This window comes from Hungatella hathewayi WAL-18680 (assembly GCF_000235505.1).
Classification (GTDB): Bacteria; Bacillota; Clostridia; order Lachnospirales; family Lachnospiraceae; genus Hungatella_A; species Hungatella_A hathewayi_A.
On record NZ_JH379027.1, the window covers coordinates 2,544,638 to 2,564,079 of the forward strand.

At 53.3% G+C, this 19,442-nt stretch carries 17 protein-coding genes, 1 other RNA gene and 1 riboswitch; of the genes, 16 read left to right on the forward strand and 2 right to left on the reverse strand.

The features are described 5' to 3' along the window. Positions 1 to 5: 5 nt before the first annotated feature. The 9 genes from HMPREF9473_RS11415 (at position 6) to rnpB (ending at position 10,541) form a co-directional block, all read left to right on the forward strand. The gene (locus HMPREF9473_RS11415; RefSeq protein ID WP_006780261.1) at positions 6 to 1,001 is read left to right on the forward strand and encodes a lipoate--protein ligase; all 996 of its coding nucleotides are present in this window, start codon (positions 6 to 8) and stop codon (positions 999 to 1,001) included. 89 nt (positions 1,002 to 1,090) lie between these two features. Further along, a complete protein-coding gene (gene lpdA, locus HMPREF9473_RS11420; RefSeq protein WP_006780262.1) occupies positions 1,091 to 2,548 on the forward strand; it encodes a dihydrolipoyl dehydrogenase in 1,458 nt (485 codons plus the stop codon). Positions 2,549 to 2,872: 324 nt separating this feature from the next. After that, complete coding sequence (locus HMPREF9473_RS11425; protein WP_006780263.1) at positions 2,873 to 3,883, forward strand: deoxyguanosinetriphosphate triphosphohydrolase; 1,011 nt, start codon at positions 2,873 to 2,875, stop codon at positions 3,881 to 3,883. Positions 3,884 to 3,939: 56 nt separating this feature from the next. Then, complete coding sequence (dnaG, locus tag HMPREF9473_RS11430; RefSeq protein WP_006780264.1) at positions 3,940 to 5,703, forward strand: DNA primase; 1,764 nt, start codon at positions 3,940 to 3,942, stop codon at positions 5,701 to 5,703. A 37-nt stretch (positions 5,704 to 5,740) separates the two neighbouring features. Then, positions 5,741 to 6,859, forward strand: coding sequence for an RNA polymerase sigma factor RpoD (gene rpoD / locus HMPREF9473_RS11435; protein WP_006780265.1), 1,119 nt, complete (start codon positions 5,741 to 5,743; stop codon positions 6,857 to 6,859). Between the two features lie 25 nt (positions 6,860 to 6,884). After that, on the forward strand, positions 6,885 to 7,577 hold the full coding sequence (locus HMPREF9473_RS11440; protein WP_006780266.1) for a tRNA (adenine(22)-N(1))-methyltransferase: 693 nt from the start codon (positions 6,885 to 6,887) through the stop codon (positions 7,575 to 7,577). Next, positions 7,564 to 8,364 (forward strand): Nif3-like dinuclear metal center hexameric protein, encoded by an 801-nt coding sequence (locus tag HMPREF9473_RS11445; RefSeq protein WP_006780267.1) that lies wholly within the window; start codon positions 7,564 to 7,566, stop codon positions 8,362 to 8,364. The genes HMPREF9473_RS11440 and HMPREF9473_RS11445 overlap by 14 nt, the downstream gene beginning before the upstream one ends. A 48-nt stretch (positions 8,365 to 8,412) precedes the next feature. Then, positions 8,413 to 10,074, forward strand: coding sequence for a nucleoside kinase (locus HMPREF9473_RS11450; RefSeq protein ID WP_006780268.1), 1,662 nt, complete (start codon positions 8,413 to 8,415; stop codon positions 10,072 to 10,074). 105 nt (positions 10,075 to 10,179) lie between these two features. Further along, positions 10,180 to 10,541, forward strand: an RNA gene (rnpB, locus tag HMPREF9473_RS26345) — RNase P RNA component class A. 59 nt (positions 10,542 to 10,600) lie between these two features. On the opposite strand, the gene HMPREF9473_RS11455 is transcribed toward rnpB, so the two are convergent. Continuing rightward, complete coding sequence (locus tag HMPREF9473_RS11455) at positions 10,601 to 11,029, reverse strand: aspartate carbamoyltransferase regulatory subunit (RefSeq protein WP_006780269.1); 429 nt, start codon at positions 11,027 to 11,029, stop codon at positions 10,601 to 10,603. After that, entirely contained in the window at positions 11,023 to 11,946 is a 924-nt protein-coding gene (pyrB, locus tag HMPREF9473_RS11460; protein ID WP_006780270.1) for an aspartate carbamoyltransferase, read from the reverse strand. The genes HMPREF9473_RS11455 and pyrB overlap by 7 nt, the downstream gene beginning before the upstream one ends. 383 nt (positions 11,947 to 12,329) lie before the next feature. Here pyrB and HMPREF9473_RS11465 point away from each other — a divergent pair, with 383 nt between their 5' ends. The 7 genes from HMPREF9473_RS11465 to HMPREF9473_RS11495 all read left to right on the forward strand — a co-directional run. Next, complete coding sequence (locus tag HMPREF9473_RS11465; protein WP_138670076.1) at positions 12,330 to 13,091, forward strand: ABC transporter ATP-binding protein; 762 nt, start codon at positions 12,330 to 12,332, stop codon at positions 13,089 to 13,091. Between the two features lies 1 nt (position 13,092). Beyond that, complete coding sequence (locus HMPREF9473_RS11470) at positions 13,093 to 14,895, forward strand: COG1361 S-layer family protein (protein ID WP_006780272.1); 1,803 nt, start codon at positions 13,093 to 13,095, stop codon at positions 14,893 to 14,895. Further along, the gene (locus tag HMPREF9473_RS11475) at positions 14,882 to 16,258 is read left to right on the forward strand and encodes an ABC transporter permease (protein WP_006780273.1); all 1,377 of its coding nucleotides are present in this window, start codon (positions 14,882 to 14,884) and stop codon (positions 16,256 to 16,258) included. Before HMPREF9473_RS11470 ends, HMPREF9473_RS11475 begins: the two co-directional genes overlap by 14 nt. 15 nt (positions 16,259 to 16,273) lie before the next feature. Continuing rightward, complete coding sequence (locus HMPREF9473_RS11480; protein WP_006780274.1) at positions 16,274 to 16,759, forward strand: YbaK/EbsC family protein; 486 nt, start codon at positions 16,274 to 16,276, stop codon at positions 16,757 to 16,759. Between the two features lie 56 nt (positions 16,760 to 16,815). Continuing rightward, a riboswitch (ZMP/ZTP riboswitch) is annotated at positions 16,816 to 16,897 on the forward strand. Positions 16,898 to 16,978: 81 nt separating this feature from the next. Further along, a complete protein-coding gene (locus tag HMPREF9473_RS11485) occupies positions 16,979 to 17,692 on the forward strand; it encodes an IMP cyclohydrolase (protein WP_006780275.1) in 714 nt (237 codons plus the stop codon). A gap of 48 nt (positions 17,693 to 17,740) precedes the next feature. After that, on the forward strand, positions 17,741 to 18,919 hold the full coding sequence (locus HMPREF9473_RS11490) for a phosphoribosylaminoimidazolecarboxamide formyltransferase (RefSeq protein ID WP_006780276.1): 1,179 nt from the start codon (positions 17,741 to 17,743) through the stop codon (positions 18,917 to 18,919). Between the two features lie 137 nt (positions 18,920 to 19,056). After that, positions 19,057 to 19,442, forward strand: a 386-nt coding sequence (locus tag HMPREF9473_RS11495; RefSeq protein WP_006780277.1) for a sigma-70 family RNA polymerase sigma factor, incomplete at its 3' end; no start/stop codon positions are given.

Sequence of the window (19,442 nt, forward strand, 5' to 3'; positions counted from 1 at the left end):
GACCAATGATACGGAAATTGAGAACCATAACCAGCACGACCACCGTGCCATACGACAACATGGCGCTGGAAGCCTACCTGCTTCACCATGTGGAGCCGGGAGAATGCATCCTGTACCTGTGGCAGAACCGGCGCACGGTGGTGATTGGCCGGAACCAGAACTGCTTTGCGGAGTGCAAATGCAGCCAGCTGGAGGAGGATGGAGGATACTTAGCCCGCCGCTTATCCGGCGGCGGTGCCGTCTTCCACGATTTGGGCAACTTAAACTTCACCTTCCTGGTGAGAAAAGAAGATTACAGCGTGGAAATGCAGACGGAGGTCATTCTCCAGGCGGCGAGAATGTACGGCATCGGGGCGGAGCGCACCGGCCGCAATGACATTGTAGTGGACGGAAGAAAATTCTCCGGCAACGCCTACTATCAGACCGGCGACTGCTGCTACCACCACGGAACGATACTGATACAGGTGGACAAGGAAAACATGTCCCATTACCTGAATGTGTCGAAGGAGAAACTGCAGTCCAAAGGGGTGGAATCCGTGAGAAGCCGCGTGGCCAATTTGACGGAGTTCGCGCCCCAGATGACGGTGGACGGGATGAAAGAGCGGCTGGTGAACGCGTTTTCGGGCGCCTATGGACTGCCGGTGGAGCGGATTGAGCCGGAGGAGATGGATAACAGGGAGCTTGCATCCTTCCGGGAGCAGCTGTCCTCCTGGGAGTGGCTTTACGGGAAGAAACTGCCCTTTACCTTCCAGGCAGAGCAGCGATTCCCCTGGGGAGGCGTCCAGTTACAGATGGAGGTGGACGGCGGAATTGTGCGGGAAGCCAGACTCTACTCCGACGCCCTGGATGTGGAATTGATACCGCGTCTTGTTAATGCGCTGGAAGGCCGGAAATACCAGGCGGGGACCATGATGGAGGCGATTGATGGACTGACGGTGGAGAACGAGGTCCAGGAGCAGATGAAGTGTGATATCAGCCAGCTGATTCACAGTTCCATGTGATTGTAAATTCGGCTTTGAGTCAGCAATCCATACATATACAATCCTAAATACCAGAACAGCAAAATACCACATAAAGGGGGAATCATAGATTGGCAACCGCATATGATTTAATCGTAATTGGCGCGGGTCCGGGAGGTTATCCGGCGACCCTGCGGGCCGCGGAACTCGGCCGCCGGACAGCCGTCATCGAGTGTCGGGAATTGGGAGGAACCTGCCTAAACCGTGGCTGTATCCCCACCAAGACCCTGCTTCACGCCACCGGTCTCTACCGTGAGACTCTAAAGGCCAGCGAAGCAGGACTCCGGGCCGAATCATTGGAGATTGACGGCCCTGCCCTTCGCGCAAGAAAAAACCAGGTGGTGGAGACCCTGCAAAACGGCATCGCCGCCCAGTTCAAGAAGCATAAAGTGGACGTATATTACGGCATCGGAACCATAGAGGGCGAGCACCAGGTAACAGTAACGCCAAATAAAGGGGCCGGAGAACTATCCGAAGAAACATCCGAGGGACCACATGCCGAAACACCCGGCAATCAACCCAGCGCCCCCATCCACCTGGAAGCCGCCAGCATCCTCATCGCCACCGGTTCCACCCCGGCCGCCCCGCCGATTCCCGGCAGCAGTCTGGAGGGCGTGGCGGACAGCGATATCATGCTGGAGGAAGTCAACATGTCGCTCAAATCCCTCGTCATCATCGGAGGCGGCGTCATCGGCATGGAATTCGCCCAGATATACAGCGACATCGGCTGCCAGGTCACAGTCCTGGAAGCCATGGACCGGATTCTCCCCGGCATGGACCGGGAAATCGCCCAGAACTTAAAAATGATAGGCAAAAAGCGAAACATCGACATCCACACAGGCGCCATGGTCAAAGAAATCCAAAAAACCTCTGACGGCTCCCTCCTCTGCCGGTACGAAGAAAAAGGCGGGGAGAAAGAAGCAGCAGGAGAGCGGGTTCTCATCGCCACCGGCCGCCGCCCCAACACGGCGAATCTGTTTGGGGAGTCCATGAAGGGCAGAATCGCAGAAACCCGTGGCTGTATCCAGGTGGACGATGATTACCGCACCAGCGTGCCCGGCATTTACGCCATCGGTGACGTCATCGGCGGCATCCAGCTGGCCCACGCGGCCACGGCCGAGGGAATCACCGCCGTGGAACACTTATTTGGTCACAAACCCAGATATTCCGCCGCTCTCATTCCCTCCTGTGTCTACACCGATCCGGAGATTGCCGTGATTGGAATGACCGCGGAGGAGGCGAAGGAAGCCGGCATAGAGGTCATCACCGGCAAGTATCTCATGTCCATGAACGGCAAATCCCTTCTCTCCGGCCAGGAGCGCGGCTTTATCAAGCTGACGGCCGAAAAAGACAGCCGCCAGGTCATCGGCGCCCAGCTGATGTGCGCCAGGGCCACGGACATGATAAGCACGCTGGAACTTGCCATCCAGAATCATCTGACCGTGGAGCAGCTGGCAGAACTCATCCTGCCTCACCCCACCTTCTGCGAGGGAATCGGGGAAGCCGCCTTCGACATGGTGGAGCGGTAGAAACGCAGCAGGCAGCAAAGCAGCAGGCAGTACATAACATAGTCTATGACGAATCAAATAACCCATCATCCAGCAAATTCTCACAACAGGTGTCTCCCTTCAATTGGGGTCAGACACCTGTTATTTATTTAACGAACAAGGTTACAACACTCCCATTTGTCAGTATATTTCATAATTATTTGAAATCTGTCCACCACCTGCCTCATTTGCAATTAGGGGTAGGAATAAAACAGAAAATGTGATATAATTTAAGATAACTTTGCATAGAATATGGTAGAATATCATAGCTCGTTTGTACATACCATCTGAGAAGGAGGGTACATGATGAACATCAGGGAAGCGGCGGAGCAGTGGGAGGAGAAATATTTAAGTCCCTATGCGGCACTGAGCAGAAACACCTTGGGACGTGATATCCCGGAGGAACTCTGTGACATCCGGCCGGAATATCAGCGGGACAGAGACCGGATTATCCACTGTAAGGCATTTCGGAGACTGAAGCACAAGACCCAGGTATTTCTGGCGCCGGAGGGCGACCACTACCGGACCAGACTGACCCACACCCTGGAGGTAGCCCAGATTGCCAGAACCATTTCCAGAGCCCTGTGGCTCAACGAGAACCTGACGGAAGCTATCGCCCTGGGCCACGATTTGGGACATACCCCCTTCGGCCATTCCGGGGAGCGGATATTGAATGAGATATGCGAAGACGGATTTGCCCACTACCGGCAGAGCATCCGCGTGGTGGAGAAATTGGAGAAGGATGGGAAGGGACTCAATCTGACCAAAGAGGTCCGTGACGGTATTTTAAATCACCGCACCTCCGGCCATCCCAGTACCCTGGAGGGCTGTGTGGTCCGCTTATCAGACAAGATTGCCTATATCAACCACGACATTGACGACGCCATCCGGGCCAAAATCTTTGTGGAGAGTGATTTGCCGGAGGAATACACCGACATTCTCGGCCACAGCGTCAGGGAGCGGTTGAACACCCTGATACACGACATTATCGAGAACAGTCTGGGAAAACCGGAGATACTCATGTCTCCAGGGATGGAGGAGGCCATGAAGGGCCTGCGCTCCTGGATGTTTGAAAATGTCTACAAGAACGAGATACCTAAAGCCGAGGAAGGCAAGGCGCAGCAGCTGATTGTGGCGCTGTATGATTATTATATGAAACATGTGGAGAAGCTGCCGGAGGAATACCTGCTCATGATGGAGAGAAACCAGGAGAAGAAGGAGCGGGTGGTCTGCGATTACATAGCAGGCATGAGCGACAGCTACGCCATTGATAAATTTGAGGAGTTATTTGTACCGAAAGCCTGGAAGGCCCTGTAAGCCATCCGGCCAGCCGGTAACGTAACTCCACACAGAATCATGTAAGGAGGAACTTCATGTATTATCCAGAAGACGTAGTGGAAGAAGTAAGGATGAAAAATGACATCGTGGACGTGATATCCGGATATGTGAAGTTGACGAAAAAGGGAAGCAATTATTTCGGGCTCTGCCCGTTCCACAACGAGAAGTCGCCGTCCTTTTCCGTAGCGCCGGCAAAGCAGATGTATTACTGCTTCGGCTGCGGGGCCGGCGGCAACGTCATCACCTTTGTCATGGAATACGAGAACTATTCCTTCAGCGAGGCGCTTCAGATGCTGGCCGACCGGGCCGGCGTGACGCTGCCAAAGGAGGAGTATTCCAAGGAGGCGAAAGCCCAGGCGGATATGCGGGCCACACTGCTTGAGATCAACAAGCTGGCCGCCAACTATTTTTACTACCAGCTGGGACAACCCCAGGGCAAAATCGGATATGACTACCTGAGACGGAGGGAGTTGAGCGACGAGACCATCCGCCGGTTCGGCCTTGGTTTTGCCAACAAGACCAGCGACGATTTATACCAGTATTTAAAGAAAAAAGGCTACAACGACGCCATTTTAAAAGAGACGGGCCTTGTAACCATCGAGGAGCGGGGCACCCACGACAAGTTCTGGAACCGGGTCATGTTTCCCATAATGGATATCAACAACCGGGTCATCGGTTTCGGCGGCCGTGTCATGGGGGACGGAACTCCCAAGTACTTAAACTCCCCGGAGACCAAGCTCTTTGACAAGAGCCGGAATCTGTACGGCTTAAACTACGCAAGGACGTCCAGAGAGAAATACATATTAATCTGTGAGGGCTACATGGATGTGATTGCCATGCACCAGGCGGGCTTTACCAATGCGGTGGCCTCTTTGGGAACCGCGTTTACCACCCAGCACGCCGCCCTTTTAAAACGCTACACCACCCAGGTCATCTTAACCTACGACAGCGACGGCGCCGGCACCAAAGCGGCCCTTCGTGCCATTCCCATCTTAAAGGAGGTGGGCATGTCCATCAAGGTGCTGAACATGGAGCCATACAAAGACCCGGACGAATTTATGAAGAATCTGGGCGCCGACGCCTTTAGAGAGCGGATTGCCCAGGCGAAGAACAGCTTTATGTTCGAGATTGATGTCATCAAGAAAAACTATGATATGGGCGACCCGGAGCAGAAGACCGCCTTCTACAACGAGGTGGCGAAAAAACTGCTGGAATTCCAGGACGCGCTGGAGCGGGATAACTATCTGGAGGCGGTGTCGCGGGAGCATTTCATCAACTATCAGGATTTGAAACAGCTGGTGAACCGGCTGGGAAGCCGTCTGGACATGACGGTGAAACGCCCGGAGCGTGAGGAAGCGCCGGAGCGGAAGAAAAAGGAGAAGGACGACGGAAGCCGCCGCTCCCAGAGACTGTTACTCACCTGGCTGATTGAGAACCCGGAGCTGTTTGACAAAATCGAAGGAATTGTCTCGGCCAATGACTTCCGGGAGGATTTGTACCATCAGGTGGCCGTCATGGTCTTTGAGGGACATGCCAGGGGAGAGGTGAATCCGGCGGGCATCCTGAACCATTTTATTAACGACGAGGAACAGTATAAAGAAGTGGCGGCGCTTTTCAACGCCAGCTTAAAAGAGTCACTGGACAACGAGGAGCAGAAGAAGGCTTTTTCGGAGACCGTCATCAAGGTGCGCAAACACAGCCTGGATGAGGCCAGCCGCAATGCGAAAGACATCACGGAACTGCAGGAGATTATCAAAGCACAGAGTGCCCTGAAAGACTTGAATATTTCGCTGGATTAGGGTAACAATATAGGCAAGTTATGGAAGGATGGACGCTATGGACGAGAAGGAAGTTGGATTTGAAGAAAAACTGGAGCTGTTGCTGTTAGAGGCGAAAAAGAAAAAGAACGTACTGGAAAGCCAGGAGATTCTGGATTTCTTCAAGGGCGAAATACTGAGTCCCGAGAAGCTGGACGCCATTGACGACTTCCTGGAAGCCAACAAGGTGGACATTCTCCGCATCGGACAGGATGACGATATTGACCCGGATTTATTCATCGAGGAAGAGCTGGAAGAAGAGGAAGATATCGATTTAGAGCATCTGGATTTGTCCATTCCGGAGGGCGTCAATTTGGACGACCCGGTCCGCATGTATTTGAAGGAGATTGGCAAGGTGCCCCTGCTCTCCACGGAGGAGGAGATTGAGCTGGCCAAGCGGATGGAACTGGGGGACGAAAACGCCAGAAAACGTCTGGCGGAGGCCAATCTGCGCCTTGTGGTCAGCATTGCCAAGCGCTATGTGGGCCGCGGCATGCAGTTTTTGGATTTAATTCAGGAGGGCAACTTAGGACTCATCAAAGCGGTGGAGAAATTTGACTACACCAAGGGTTATAAATTCAGTACCTATGCCACTTGGTGGATTCGCCAGGCCATCACCAGGTCCATCGCCGACCAGGCCAGAACCATCCGTATTCCGGTGCATATGGTGGAGACGATCAATCGCCTTATCCGTATTTCCAGACAGCTGTTGCAGGAACTGGGGCGGGAGCCGCAGCCGGAGGAGATCGCGGCGCGGATGGATCTGCCGGTGGAGCGGGTCCGCGAGATCATGAAGATATCCCAGGAGCCGGTTTCCTTAGAGACCCCCATCGGTGAGGAGGAGGACAGCCACTTAGGCGACTTTATCCAGGACGACCATGTGGCGGTGCCGGCGGACGCGGCTACCTTTACGCTGCTTCACGAGCAGCTGATGGAGGTGTTAGACACGCTGACCGAGCGGGAGCAGAAGGTCTTAAAACTGCGGTTTGGTCTGGAGGACGGCCGCCCCAGAACCCTGGAAGAGGTGGGACGGGAGTTCAATGTGACCAGGGAGCGCATCCGCCAGATTGAGGCCAAGGCCCTTCGCAAGCTGCGCCACCCGAGCAGAAGCAAAAAATTAAAGGATTATCTGGACTAATACAGAGCAGACAACAGGAGTATACATGAGATTATCAAAACGTCTGGCACTGGTTGCTTCGTTTGTCAACGAGGGAAGCAGCCTTGCCGATATCGGAACAGACCACGGATACATTCCCATCGCGCTGACGCGGCAGGGAAAGGTAACCAGAGCCATCGCCATGGATGTGAGGAAAGGACCCCTAGAGCGGGCCAGAGAGCATATCCGGGAATATCATCTGGAGGAGCGCATCGAGACGAGACTCAGCGACGGAGCAGAACGGCTGAAGGCCGGGGAAGCGGACACGGTAGTCATCGCCGGCATGGGCGGCGAGCTGGTGATACATATCCTGGAGGGCGGCCGCCATCTGTGGGATGAGGTGGGCCAGTGGGTGCTGTCTCCCCAGTCGGAACTGGACAAGGTGAGAACCTATTTGCAGGAGAACGGGTTTGTCATCACCAGGGAGGACATGGTGGAGGAGGACGGGAAATATTATACCGTTATGGACGTATCCCGCGGCGTCATGGAAGAGATGAGCCAGGCAGAGCGCCTGTACGGAGCATATTTGATTCGGCATAAGAATCCCGTTCTCCGGGAATTCTTAAAAAGAGAAAGAGACCAGCTCTTAAAAATCAGAGAGCAGTTAAACGCCCAGAGCACGGACAGCGCCAGAGCGCGTTTAGCGGAGCTTACAAGGGAGCTGGACTGGAACAGGGAGGCACAGGATGAAATGCAGTGATATCATAAGACATCTGGAGCGGCTGGCGCCAGCGGATTACGCCTGCGACTGGGACAATCCAGGTCTGCTGGCAGGCAGGAGCAGCAAAGAGGTTCACCGCATTATGATTGCGCTGGACGCCACGGACGAGGTGATAGAGCAGGCGGTGAAGGAAGATGTGGACCTGCTGCTGACCCATCACCCCCTGATTTTCGGTTCCCTGAAAATGATCAACGATATGAGTTTTGTGGCGAGGCGGGTAGTCAAACTGCTCCGCCACGATATCGCCTGCTACGCCATGCACACCAATTTTGACAGCGCGCCGGGAGGAATGGCGGATTTGGCGGCGGCCCGTCTTCATCTGGTGGATACGCATATTCTCGACTTGACCGGCGTGTCACCGGAAGGCGTGCATTATGGCATCGGCAAGGTGGGATATCTTCCGCTGGCCATGAGCCTGGAGGAGTTAAGCCGGGAGGTGAAGCGGGCTTTCGGACTTCCATTTGTGCTGGTTTACGGGATGGAGGAGACGAAGGAATCCATACGGAAAGTGGCCATCTGCCCCGGCTCCGGCCGCCATATGGTGGAGATTTCGGAAAAATGGGGGGCCCAGGCGCTGATAACCGGCGACATCGGCCATCACGACGGCATTGACGCCGTGGACGGAGGAATCGCCATTATCGACGGTGGTCATTACGGATTGGAGCATATTTTCATAGACTTTATGGATACTTATATAAGAGAGCAGGTCGACGGGAACCTGGAGATTGTGAAAGCGCCCATCAAATTCCCGGCGTCTGTGCTGTGACATGAATATTGACACGAGACATTGAACCGGAATAAGGAGGATTCTTGTATGGCAGTGGTTACCATAGGGGGAGAGAAGAAGGAGTATGCAGTCGGTACCACTTACCTTTCCATCGCGGAGGAATATCAGCCCCAGTTTGACAACGATATTATCCTGTTTTTCGTCAACGGAAAGCTGTGTGAGCTTCACAAGAAGGTGACAGGGGACTGCACCATCAGCTTTGTGACCACCAAAGACAAACCGGGGCTTCAGACCTACCAGAGAAGCGCCACGCTGATTATGCTGAAAGCCTTCTACGAGATTGTGGGGGTGGAGCATATTGAGAAAATCTCCGTGGATTTTTCCATCGGCAAGGGATTTTTTGTGGAGCCGAGAGGGGATTTTGAGTTGACCGATGAGCTGCTGGAGGCGGTGAAGGCCAAGATGCGGGAGTATGTGGAGGCCAGACTTCCCATTATGAAGCGCAACGTCAACACCGACGAGGCGGTGGAGCTGTTTACCAGGCATAGGATGTATGACAAGGCCAGACTGTTCCAGTACCGCAGGGTTTCCAGAGTCAACATTTACAGCATCGGCAATTTTGAGGATTATTTCTACGGGTATATGGCCCAGAATACGGGGTATATCCGGTATTTTGATTTGGTGAGGTATGAGCACGGGTTTGTCCTCATGCTTCCCACCAGAAAGGACCCGAAGACAGTGCCGCATTTCGACTCCACCAGGAAGCAGAAGCTGTTCCAGGTGCTTAAGGAGTCCTCGGAGTGGGGCGAAAAGCTGGGAGTGGCCAACGTTGGCGCCCTCAACGAGATGATATCCTGCGGCAAAGCCAACGAGCTGATCCTGATACAGGAGGCCCTTCAGGAGAAGAAAATCGGTCAGATTGCGGAGATGATCGCGGAGCAGAGAGGCAAGAAATTCGTCATGATTGCCGGCCCGTCCTCCTCAGGAAAGACCACCTTTTCCCACCGGCTGTCCATCCAGCTGAAGGCGCTGGGCATGAATCCTCATCCCATCGGTGTGGACGACTACTTTGTCAACCGGGTCAACAGTCCCAGGGACGCGGATGGAAATTACAATTATGAGGTATTGGAATGTCTGGATATCAAGCAGTTTAATGAGGACATGACCAACTTATTAAACGGGAAAACAGTGGAGATGCCCCGGTATAATTTCATCACGGGGATGCGGGAGTACAAGGGCGATTTCCTGACCATGGGGGAGGACGATATCCTGGTGATTGAGGGGATTCACTGCCTAAACGACAGATTGTCCTACACACTCCCCAAGGAGAGCAAGTTCAAGATCTATATCAGCGCCCTGACCCAGCTAAATATCGACGAGCACAACCGGATACCGACCACGGATGGCCGGCTGATCCGCAGAATGGTGCGGGACGCCAGAACCAGAGGGGCCAGCGCCCAGACCACCATCCGCATGTGGCCGTCGGTGAGAAAGGGCGAGGAGGACAACATTTTCCCCTTCCAGGAGGAGGCGGACGTGATGTTCAACTCAGCGTCGGTGTATGAGCTGGCGGTGTTGAAACAGTACGCAGAGCCAATCCTGTTCCAGATTCCAAGGGATTCCGAGGAGTATTTGGAGGCCAAGCGGCTGTTGAAGTTTTTGGATTACTTCCTGGGCGTCAGCAGTGAGAATATTCCGCAGAACTCCATCGTGCGGGAGTTTATCGGCGGCAGCTGTTTCCGGGTGTGATGACGGCGGTAGGCGTAAGACAATCCGAAAATCCGGAAACGAGCCGGGGATTACGAAAGTTCCGCACTGGACAAACGAAGAAGAATATGATAAACTAAACCAGTTTGAGTAGGACAGATGGTCGCTGCCGCAGGAGCCGAAAGGCGGCGGGAGAGGAAAGTCCGGGCTTCACAGGGCAGGGTGCCAGATAGCGTCTGGCGGAGGCGACTCCAGGGACAGTGCAACAGAAATATACCGCGTGGCGAGGCCAATGGCTGCATCACGTAAGGGTGGAAGGGCAGTGTAAGAGACTACCGCCTGGCTGGTAACAGACAGGGCATATGTAAACCCCATCCGAAGCAAGGCCGAACAGAGAGCATAAGGCGGCCCGTCAGCTCTCGGGTAGGCCGCTTGAGCCCGGTGGCGACACCGGGCCTAGATAGATGACCATCCAACGACATAACCCGGCTTATCGTCCTGCTCAGACATTTAAAACCAATCAAAAAGCGCCATATCCCATCGGATACGACGCTTTTTTGTATTGGACTTACCGGCTGTATTTCTCCTCACAGTACAGACACCGATAGGTCTCCGTCTTCTCGTCAGCCAGATAGAACACGTCCGGAAGCTCCTGCTCAATGGAGGTGATGCACCGTGGATTCTTGCAGTGAATCACGTTGGTGATTTTCTTTGGCAGACGCAGGGCCTTCTTCTCCGCGATGGCATTATCCCGGATGATATTGACGGTGATGTTGTGGTCAATGTAACCCAGAACATTCAAATCCAGGTGTTCCATGGCGCCCTCAATCTTGATAATGTCCTTCCGTCCCATCTTGTTGCTCTTGGCGTTCTTGATGATAGCCACCTGGCAGTCGGTCAGCTTGTCTAACCCCAGATGGTAGTAGATATCCAGGCTTTTTCCCGCCTGAATGTGGTCCAGAACGATTCCTTCTTTTAATCCGCTGATATTTAACATGGTTTTTCCACCTCCAGTAATGTCATAATGAGAGCCATGCGCACATAGACTCCATACTGTACCTGACGGAAATAAGCCGCTCTCGGGTCGTCGTCCACCTCCACGGAGATTTCATTGACACGTGGAAGGGGATGAAGAACGAACATCTTTTCCTTTGCCAGCTTCATCTTGGCGTTGTCCAGAATGTAGCAGTCCTTCAAGCGGATGTAATCCTCCTCGTTGAAGAAACGCTCCTTCTGCACCCTGGTCATATAGAGGATGTCCAATTCCGGCATGGCCTCGTCTAAGTTGCCCACCTCTTTGAATTCGATGTTGTTGGCGGCCAGCACGTCCTCCCGGATGTATTCCGGAACCCGCAGTTCAGGAGGGGAGATGAGTACAAACTTGATGCCCGGATAGCGGACAAGGGCATTGATCAGGGAATGAACGGTACGCCCGAATTTCAAGTCACCGCAGAGACCGACCGTCATGTTGTCCAGACGTCCCTGGAGGGAGCGGATTGTCATTAAATCGGTTAAGGTCTGGGTGGGATGCTGATGACCGCCGTCACCCGCGTTGATGACCGGGATGGAAGAGTGGGTGGAAGCCACCAGCGGCGCGCCCTCCTTTGGGTGACGCATGGCGCAGATGTCGGCGTAGCAGGAAATCATGCGGATGGTATCCGACACGCTCTCCCCCTTGGCGGCCGAGCTGGAAGCGGCAGAAGAAAAGCCAAGAACACTCCCGCCTAAACTTAACATAGCGGATTCAAAACTCAAACGAGTTCGGGTGCTTGGCTCATAAAATAAAGTTGCAATCTTTTTCCCATCGCATACATGGGCATATTTGGGAAGGTTATGCTCGATGTCGGCAGCTAAGTCTAACAGCCGGTCAATCTCTTCCACACTAAAGTCTAATGGATTTAATAAATGTCTCATCAGTCTCTCCTTTCAATTTTGCTTCATACCATTATATAGTATTCTTTCATATATTTCTACAACTTTTTACAAAAATATGCTATACTTGTGAATCGTAAGGAAAAATTCCAAATTATTGATGTGTGTTTTTTCCATGTAAGGAATTTTTAAGGAACATTAAGAAATATCAGAGGGAAATATCATCATATTTATGTATAATAAATCTATACAAACAGTCGAAGGGGGCGAGCGGATTGGCAGACGTGATTGAGGAAGCGGCCAGGTCAGAAGAGAAGATAGCGGAAGAGACCATATCGGAAGAAGCGGTAAAAGAAGCGATTGCAGCCGAGACAGCGGCGATAGAGAGAGAGGCAGTGGAAGCAGCGGCGATAGAGACAGCAGCGGTGGAAACAGCGGCAGATGAGACAGCTGAGACAGCGGCGGCGGATTCCAGAATCCCCATCATACAGGTAAAGAATCTATATAAGATATACCGGGTTGGCGAGACCAAGGTCTATGCGCTAAACGGCGTGGACTTCACCATGTACAAAGGCGAGTTCTGTGCCATCGTAGGCCCCTCCGGTTCCGGAAAATCCACCCTGCTCAATATGCTGGCCGGTTTGGAGAAGCCCAGCAAGGGCGAGATTATCATCGGCAAGACCCACATTGAGAAACTGAAGGAGAACGAGCTGGTGGCATTTCGAAGAAGGCAGGTAGGCTTTATCTTTCAGTCCTACAACCTGCTCCAGACCTTGAACGCGGTGGAAAATGTGGCCCTGCCCTTATCCTTCCGGGGAGTTCCCAAGAAGGAGCGCAACGCCATCGCCAAGAAATATCTAAAAGAAGTGGGCCTGGAAAAGCAGATGAAGCATATGGCCAACGCCATGTCCGGCGGCCAGCAGCAGCGTGTGGGCATTGCCAGAGCGCTGGCGGTACAGCCACAGATCATCTTTGCGGATGAGCCGACAGGAAACCTGGATACCAAGACCACCCAGGAGGTGCTGAAACTGATGCGCCGGATTGTCCGGGAGCAGAATCAGACCCTGGTCATGGTTACCCATGACAACTACATTGCCTCCTTTGCGGACAGGCAGTTTCATATCGTAGATGGAAAGATATTCAAGATAGATGAACAGCACCATGATGAGGAAGAGGAGATTAGATAGTATGAAAAAGCTGAAAAAGGGACTTGTGATAGCGATGGCGGCGCTGATGATGTTTGGCAGCATTCCGGTACGGACCGCCTATGCAGGTATGATGGATACCACCAACAATGAGACCGTTATCTCCAGCGGGATAGCAAAAGGAAAAATCGGAAGAAGCATGTCGGTTTCCTTTACCATCCGGAACAACAGCGGTTCCGACTGGGAGAATGTGAAAGTGGCAATCGCCAACAGCGGGGGATACATCTCCGACAGCAGCTCGCTGGAAGATGACTATGTATTTCCGTTTGAGGTGACCAACAATACCTTTACCGAGCGCTCCATCGGACCGATTAAGTCGGGAAAGAGCCGCTCCGCCTCCGTATCCGCCAAAGTGCGGAGTGATATCAAGGAAGGCTACTACACCTTCCCGGTGGAAGTGCGGGCCAATGACGGCACCGTGGCGGAGGAGTATGTCAACATCTGGGTGACCGTGCCCAAGGACACGGATGAGGAAGACAAGGAGAAGACGGCCGCCTTCGTGATGGGCGAGAACCAGTCCACCCCCTACGGCGTTTACCCCAACGTGCTGAATTACAATATCAATCTGAGAAACTCCGGTTTGGTCGGCGCCAAGGACGTGACCGTCAGCATGGTGCTGAGCAAGGATTCCGCAGAATTTCCCTTTGACATCAACGATGGAAATTATGACAGAAACTTCGAGAAGATCGATGCCGGAGAGACCGTGTCCGTGCCTTACAGCATGGCCATCCGGGAAGATACATACAGCGGGTATTACCCCATTAAATTCAACATTACCTACCGCAACGCGGCGGACAGCGAGTTAAAAACCGAGGAAGAGATATTTTACGTCAGAGTCCGGAACAAAGAAAAAGACGATACCACCGGCGATTTCGACAAGAACAACCGGAAGCAGGCCAGACTTGTGGTGGACAGCTTTGAGACGAATCCTTCCAACATCATTGCCGGCGAAAGTTTTGAGCTGGTGCTCCGCATGAAAAATGCTTCCGCCTCCATTCCGGCCAGCAACATCCTGTTTGCCCTGGAATCGGAGAAGGACAGTGAAAACGGAAGCGCCGTGTTCTCCACGGAGTCCGGTTCCTCCGCCATCGCCGTCAACAGCATGGCGCCGGGGGAGGTCACGGAACTGCGCGTCAACATGCAGTCCAAGGCCGGCGTGGCCCAGCGTACCTATGCGCTGACCATCAAGGAGACCTACGACAGCCCGGAGTACAAGAACGCGGTGGAGTCCGTGGTGATTGATATTCCTTTAAGGCAGATAGCAAGGCTGAACACGGGAACCATCGAGGTGATGCCGGAGAGCATAACCGTGGGCTCAGAGTCCAACATCATGTTCCCAATCAACAACACCGGCAAAGTGATTCTCTACAATGTGATGGTGACCTTTGAGGCGGATTCCATCAAGCCGACGGACACCTATGTGGGCAATATCGAGCCTGGAAAGACCGGCAATGTGGACGTGATGCTGTCCGGCATGGCGCCGACTGCGGACGATGGCAAGATTAAGATGAATATCACCTACGAGGATGAGAACGGGGAAGTCCAGCCGGCCGTCACCAAGGAGCTGAGTCTGTATGTCACCGAGGAGATACCGATGGACTTTGGCGATATGGAAGCAGGCAATTTTGAGGATATGGGCATGGAAGAACCTTCCTTCTTCCAGAAATACAAGATGATTATCTTCCCGGCCATCGCGGTTGTGGTTGTTGCAGTTGTTGTAGTGATTCGAATCAGAAAGAAGAAAAAGGCAGCCAAGGAAGAGGGAATGGACGATGAAATTTCTTGATTTACTGAGCATGAGCGTTAACAACCTGCGGCGCCGGAAGCTTCGGACGGTGTTGACGGTGCTGGGGGTTGTGATCGGAACGGCATCCATCGTTGTCATGGTATCCCTGGGAATCGGACTGAAAGAACTGACCATGGAGCTCTATTCCTCCTACGGAAATATGACGTCCATCAATGTCTATTCCGCGGGAGGCGGGCGGTATGGGATGATATCGGAATCCGGAAGCTCCAAAAGTTCCTCCTCCGAGCCCCAATATCTGACCGATGATGCGGTAAAGCAGTTTGAGCGTCTGCCCCATGTGAAATATGTGTCCCCCATGCTGTCAACCAACGTGATATTAAAGCAGGGGGCCTATGAGACCGGCCTTAACATCACGGGGGTCAGCCGCCAGTATATGGAACAGATGCCCCTTGGCCAGGGCAAACTCCCGGAGCCGGGCAGCACGGAGCTGCAGCTTATTTACGGCAACGGCGTCCTCCAGTGGTTCTCCAATTCCAAGACGGGTGCCGGATACTGGGAGACCGGGGTATTGCCGGAGGTGGATTATATGAACAAACCCATGTTTGTCATCTTCGACACCAACGCCTACTACCAGACCCAGGGCGGCAACACGGATTCGAATGTAAAACCGCCGAAGAAATATATGATACCGGCGGCCGGCGTGGTGGAAGGCGGCGTGGATGATTACAACATGTACTCCTACTCGGTCTACGCGGATATTGATGTGCTGAAGGCACAGTTAAAGAAGATATACAAGAAGAATCCCATTCCGGGACAGCCGACCAACAAGAAGGGAAAACCCTACAACTACTTTATCTATGACCAGGTAGTGGTTTTTGCCGATGACATGAACAACGTGACGGATCTCCAGAAGCAGCTCAACGATATGGGCTATCAGGCTAACAGCCAGATGGAGTGGGTGGAGCAGTCCCAGCAGCAGTCCGACATGATTCAGGCGGTGTTAGGCGGCATCGGCGCCGTGTCCATGTTCGTGGCGGCCATCAGTATCGCCAACACCATGATGATGTCCATCTATGAGAGAACTAAGGAGATCGGTGTGATTAAGGTGCTGGGATGTGATATGAGAGCCATCCGGGATATGTTCCTGATTGAGTCAGGCTTTATCGGATTTATGGGCGGCGTGATAGGAGTGGGACTGAGCTATACCATCTCTTACGTGATGAATAAATTTCTTGCCCTCAGCCAAATGATGATGGGAGTGGAGGGAGACATCTCCAGAATTCCACCGTGGCTGGGATTTTCCGCTATCGGTTTTGCCATACTGGTAGGTATGGCGGCAGGCTTCTTCCCGTCTCTGCGGGCTATGAAGCTGAGTCCGCTGGCGGCTATCAGGAACGAATAACAGGAGGAAGCAGACATGTCATTTGAGATTGCAAAGTCACATTTGGAGAAGTTCGGCCTGGAAGACCGGATTCAGGAGTTTGAGGTATCCAGCGCCACGGTGGAGCTGGCAGCCCAGGCCGTGGGCTGTGAGCCGGCCAGGATTGCCAAGACATTATCCTTTTTGGTGGATGGCCGGGCCGTGCTGATTGTGGCGGCCGGGGATGCCAAGGTGGATAATCCCCGTTACAAGAATGAGTTTCACACGAAGGCCAAAATGCTGACGCCGGATGAGGTGACAGAGCTGGTTGGCCACAGTGTGGGCGGTGTCTGTCCCTTCGGCGTGAAGGAGGGCGTCCGGGTATTCCTGGACGAATCCCTGAAACGGTTTGAGACCGTCTATCCGGCCTGCGGAAGCGCCAACAGCGCGGTGGGGCTGACCATAGCGGAGCTGGAGCAGTGCTCCGGGTTCGAGGGATGGATTGATGTGTGCAAGGCCTGGCGGGAAGAAGAGCAGCAGTAGGTGAACGTACGAAAAAAAGTACTTGCACTTGGAAAAATCTTATTATATGATAGGTGGTAGAGACGTGCGACTGGCGGATAAGTGGGAAACCACAGGGGAGCACGTAGTGGAAGACAGCCGACCGCCTGGGCACGATTAATTGTGATGCCCAGGCGGTCTTTTTTTGTCGTTCATTGCCGTATCCTGGGTATCCCCACACCACCAAGGAGGAAGTTACACATGAACATGCTTGATTTATCAAAAGAGTTGAAGGAAAATGCTTACCCGGGCCGGGGAATCGTGATTGGAAGGTCTGCCGACGGGACGAAGGCGGTGGCCGCCTATTTCATCATGGGCAGAAGTGAGAACAGCAGGAACCGGGTATTTGTGGAGGAAGGCGAGGGCATCCGCACCCAGGCATTTGACGAGGCGAAGCTCTCGGACCCAAGCCTGATTATCTATGCGCCGGTACGGGTGCTGGGCAACAAGACCATTGTGACCAACGGGGACCAGTCGGACACCATTTATGAGGGGATGGACAGACAGCTGACCTTTGAGCAGTCCCTGCGCTCCAGAGAGTTTGAGCCGGATGCCCCCAACTACACCCCCCGGATTTCCGGAATTATGCACCTGGAGAACGGAAAGTTCCACTATGCCATGTCCATCTTAAAGAGCAACAATGGTAATGGGGACGCCTGCAACCGGTACACCTTTGCCTATGAGACTCCGGTGGCGGGAGAGGGACATTTTATCCATACTTATATGCATGACGGGAACCCGCTGCCAAGTTTTGAGGGGGAGCCGAAGCTGGTTGGCATTCCGGATGCGATTGACGAATTTACGGCTCTGCTGTGGGAGAACCTGAATGAGGAGAACAAGGTGTCGCTGTTTGTGCGGTTTATGGATATTGAGAGCGGCGCTTATGAGACCAGAATTGTGAATAAGAATCAGTAAAAAATGATAGGATAATGTCAGCAGCAGGGCTGAGAAGGAGAGAGAACGATGAACGAATTGGAATTAAAGTACGGCTGTAACCCCAATCAGAAACCATCCAGGATATTTATGCGGGGTGATAAGGATCTGCCCATTCAGGTATTGTGCGGCAGACCTGGGTATATTAACTTTATGGATGCCTTCAATGGCTGGCAGCTGGTGCGGGAGCTGAAGGCGGCGACCGGGCTTCCGGCGGCGGCTTCCTTCAAGCATGTATCCCCGGCCGGTGCGGCGGTGGGACTTCCCCTTGATGAGACGCTGGCGAAGATTTACTGGGTGGATGACATGGGAGAACTGTCTCCGCTGGCCTGCGCCTACGCCAGAGCCAGAGGGGCCGACAGAATGTCCTCGTTCGGAGATTTTATCGCCCTGTCGGATGTGTGTGACGTGGACACGGCCAGAATTATCAAGAGAGAGGTGTCCGACGGAGTGATCGCGCCAGGGTATGAGCCGGAGGCGCTGGAGATCTTGAAGGCGAAGAAGAACGGCAATTACAACGTGATTCAGATGGACGAGACCTATGTGCCGGAGGAGATTGAGCGCAAGCAGGTGTTCGGCATCGTGTTTGAGCAGGGAAGAAACGAGTTAAAGATTGACAAGGAGCTGCTCTCCAATGTGGTGACGGCCAACAAGGACATTCCGGAGAGTGCCATAAGAGATTTGTGCATTTCCCTGATTACCCTTAAGTATACGCAGTCCAACTCCGTGTGCTACGTGAAGGACGGACAGGCGATTGGCATCGGCGCGGGACAGCAGTCCAGAGTTCACTGCACCAGGCTGGCCGGAAGCAAGGCTGACAACTGGTATCTGCGCCAGGCACCCCAGGTGCTGGGACTTCAGTTCGTGGACGGCATCCGCCGGGCCGACAGGGACAATGCCATTGATGTCTATATCGGCGAGGATTACATGGATGTGCTGGCCGACGGAATCTGGGAGAATACATTTAAGGTGAAGCCGCCCGTATTCACAAAAGAGGAGAAGCGGGCCTGGCTGGATGGAATGACCGATGTAGCCCTGGGCTCAGACGCGTTCTTCCCGTTTGGCGATAATATCGACCGGGCGTTTAAGAGCGGCGTGAAGTACGTGGCCCAGCCTGGCGGCTCGGTTCGTGATGACAATGTGATTGCGGCCTGCGATAAGTATGGCATGGCCATGGCATTTACAGGAATCCGCTTATTCCATCATTAGGCAGTCCGCGGGGCAAGCGTGGTTCCGCTTCGCTTTGCGGCGGTGAAAAAAGTATAAGCCTATAAAATATTGTAAAAGCACTTTGACAGCCACCCTGGCATAAACTAGAATTAAGTTTAGCTTTAGGGTGGCTTTCTTTGAAGACTTTTCCAAAACCGTTGACAGCCAGTGAGGAACGAGAGTACCTGGAACGCTACAAAGAGGGCGACCAGGAAGCCAGAAATGTGCTGATAGAACGAAATATGAGGCTGGTGGCCCATGTGGTCAAGAAATATCAGTATACGGATTATGATAATGAAGATTTGCTGTCCGTTGGCACCATCGGCCTGATCAAGGCGGTGAATACGTTTAATGTAGACAGGGGCTCCAGGCTGGCAACCTACGCCGCCAAATGTGTGGAGAACGAGATTCTCATGCTCTTACGCGCCCACAAAAAATACTCCAGGGAGGTATCTCTCTTTGAGCCCATCGGGGTAGACAAGGACGGGGAGACCGTCAGTCTGGTGGACGTGATTGAGATGGA

Excerpts from the sequence above, each read along its gene's own strand:
- HMPREF9473_RS11415 (WP_006780261.1), top strand. The coding sequence starts at position 6 with ATGATACGGAAATTGAGAACCATAACCAGCACGACCACCGTGCCATAC.
- HMPREF9473_RS11425 (WP_006780263.1), top strand. The coding sequence starts at position 2,873 with ATGAACATCAGGGAAGCGGCGGAGCAGTGGGAGGAGAAATATTTAAGT.
- dnaG (WP_006780264.1), top strand. The coding sequence starts at position 3,940 with ATGTATTATCCAGAAGACGTAGTGGAAGAAGTAAGGATGAAAAATGAC.
- rpoD (WP_006780265.1), top strand. The coding sequence starts at position 5,741 with ATGGACGAGAAGGAAGTTGGATTTGAAGAAAAACTGGAGCTGTTGCTG.
- HMPREF9473_RS11440 (WP_006780266.1), top strand. The coding sequence starts at position 6,885 with ATGAGATTATCAAAACGTCTGGCACTGGTTGCTTCGTTTGTCAACGAG.
- HMPREF9473_RS11445 (WP_006780267.1), top strand. The coding sequence starts at position 7,564 with ATGAAATGCAGTGATATCATAAGACATCTGGAGCGGCTGGCGCCAGCG.
- HMPREF9473_RS11450 (WP_006780268.1), top strand. The coding sequence starts at position 8,413 with ATGGCAGTGGTTACCATAGGGGGAGAGAAGAAGGAGTATGCAGTCGGT.
- HMPREF9473_RS11455 (WP_006780269.1), bottom strand. The coding sequence starts at position 11,029 with ATGTTAAATATCAGCGGATTAAAAGAAGGAATCGTTCTGGACCACATT.
- pyrB (WP_006780270.1), bottom strand. The coding sequence starts at position 11,946 with ATGAGACATTTATTAAATCCATTAGACTTTAGTGTGGAAGAGATTGAC.
- HMPREF9473_RS11470 (WP_006780272.1), top strand. The coding sequence starts at position 13,093 with ATGAAAAAGCTGAAAAAGGGACTTGTGATAGCGATGGCGGCGCTGATG.
- HMPREF9473_RS11475 (WP_006780273.1), top strand. The coding sequence starts at position 14,882 with ATGAAATTTCTTGATTTACTGAGCATGAGCGTTAACAACCTGCGGCGC.
- HMPREF9473_RS11480 (WP_006780274.1), top strand. The coding sequence starts at position 16,274 with ATGTCATTTGAGATTGCAAAGTCACATTTGGAGAAGTTCGGCCTGGAA.
- HMPREF9473_RS11485 (WP_006780275.1), top strand. The coding sequence starts at position 16,979 with ATGAACATGCTTGATTTATCAAAAGAGTTGAAGGAAAATGCTTACCCG.
- HMPREF9473_RS11490 (WP_006780276.1), top strand. The coding sequence starts at position 17,741 with ATGAACGAATTGGAATTAAAGTACGGCTGTAACCCCAATCAGAAACCA.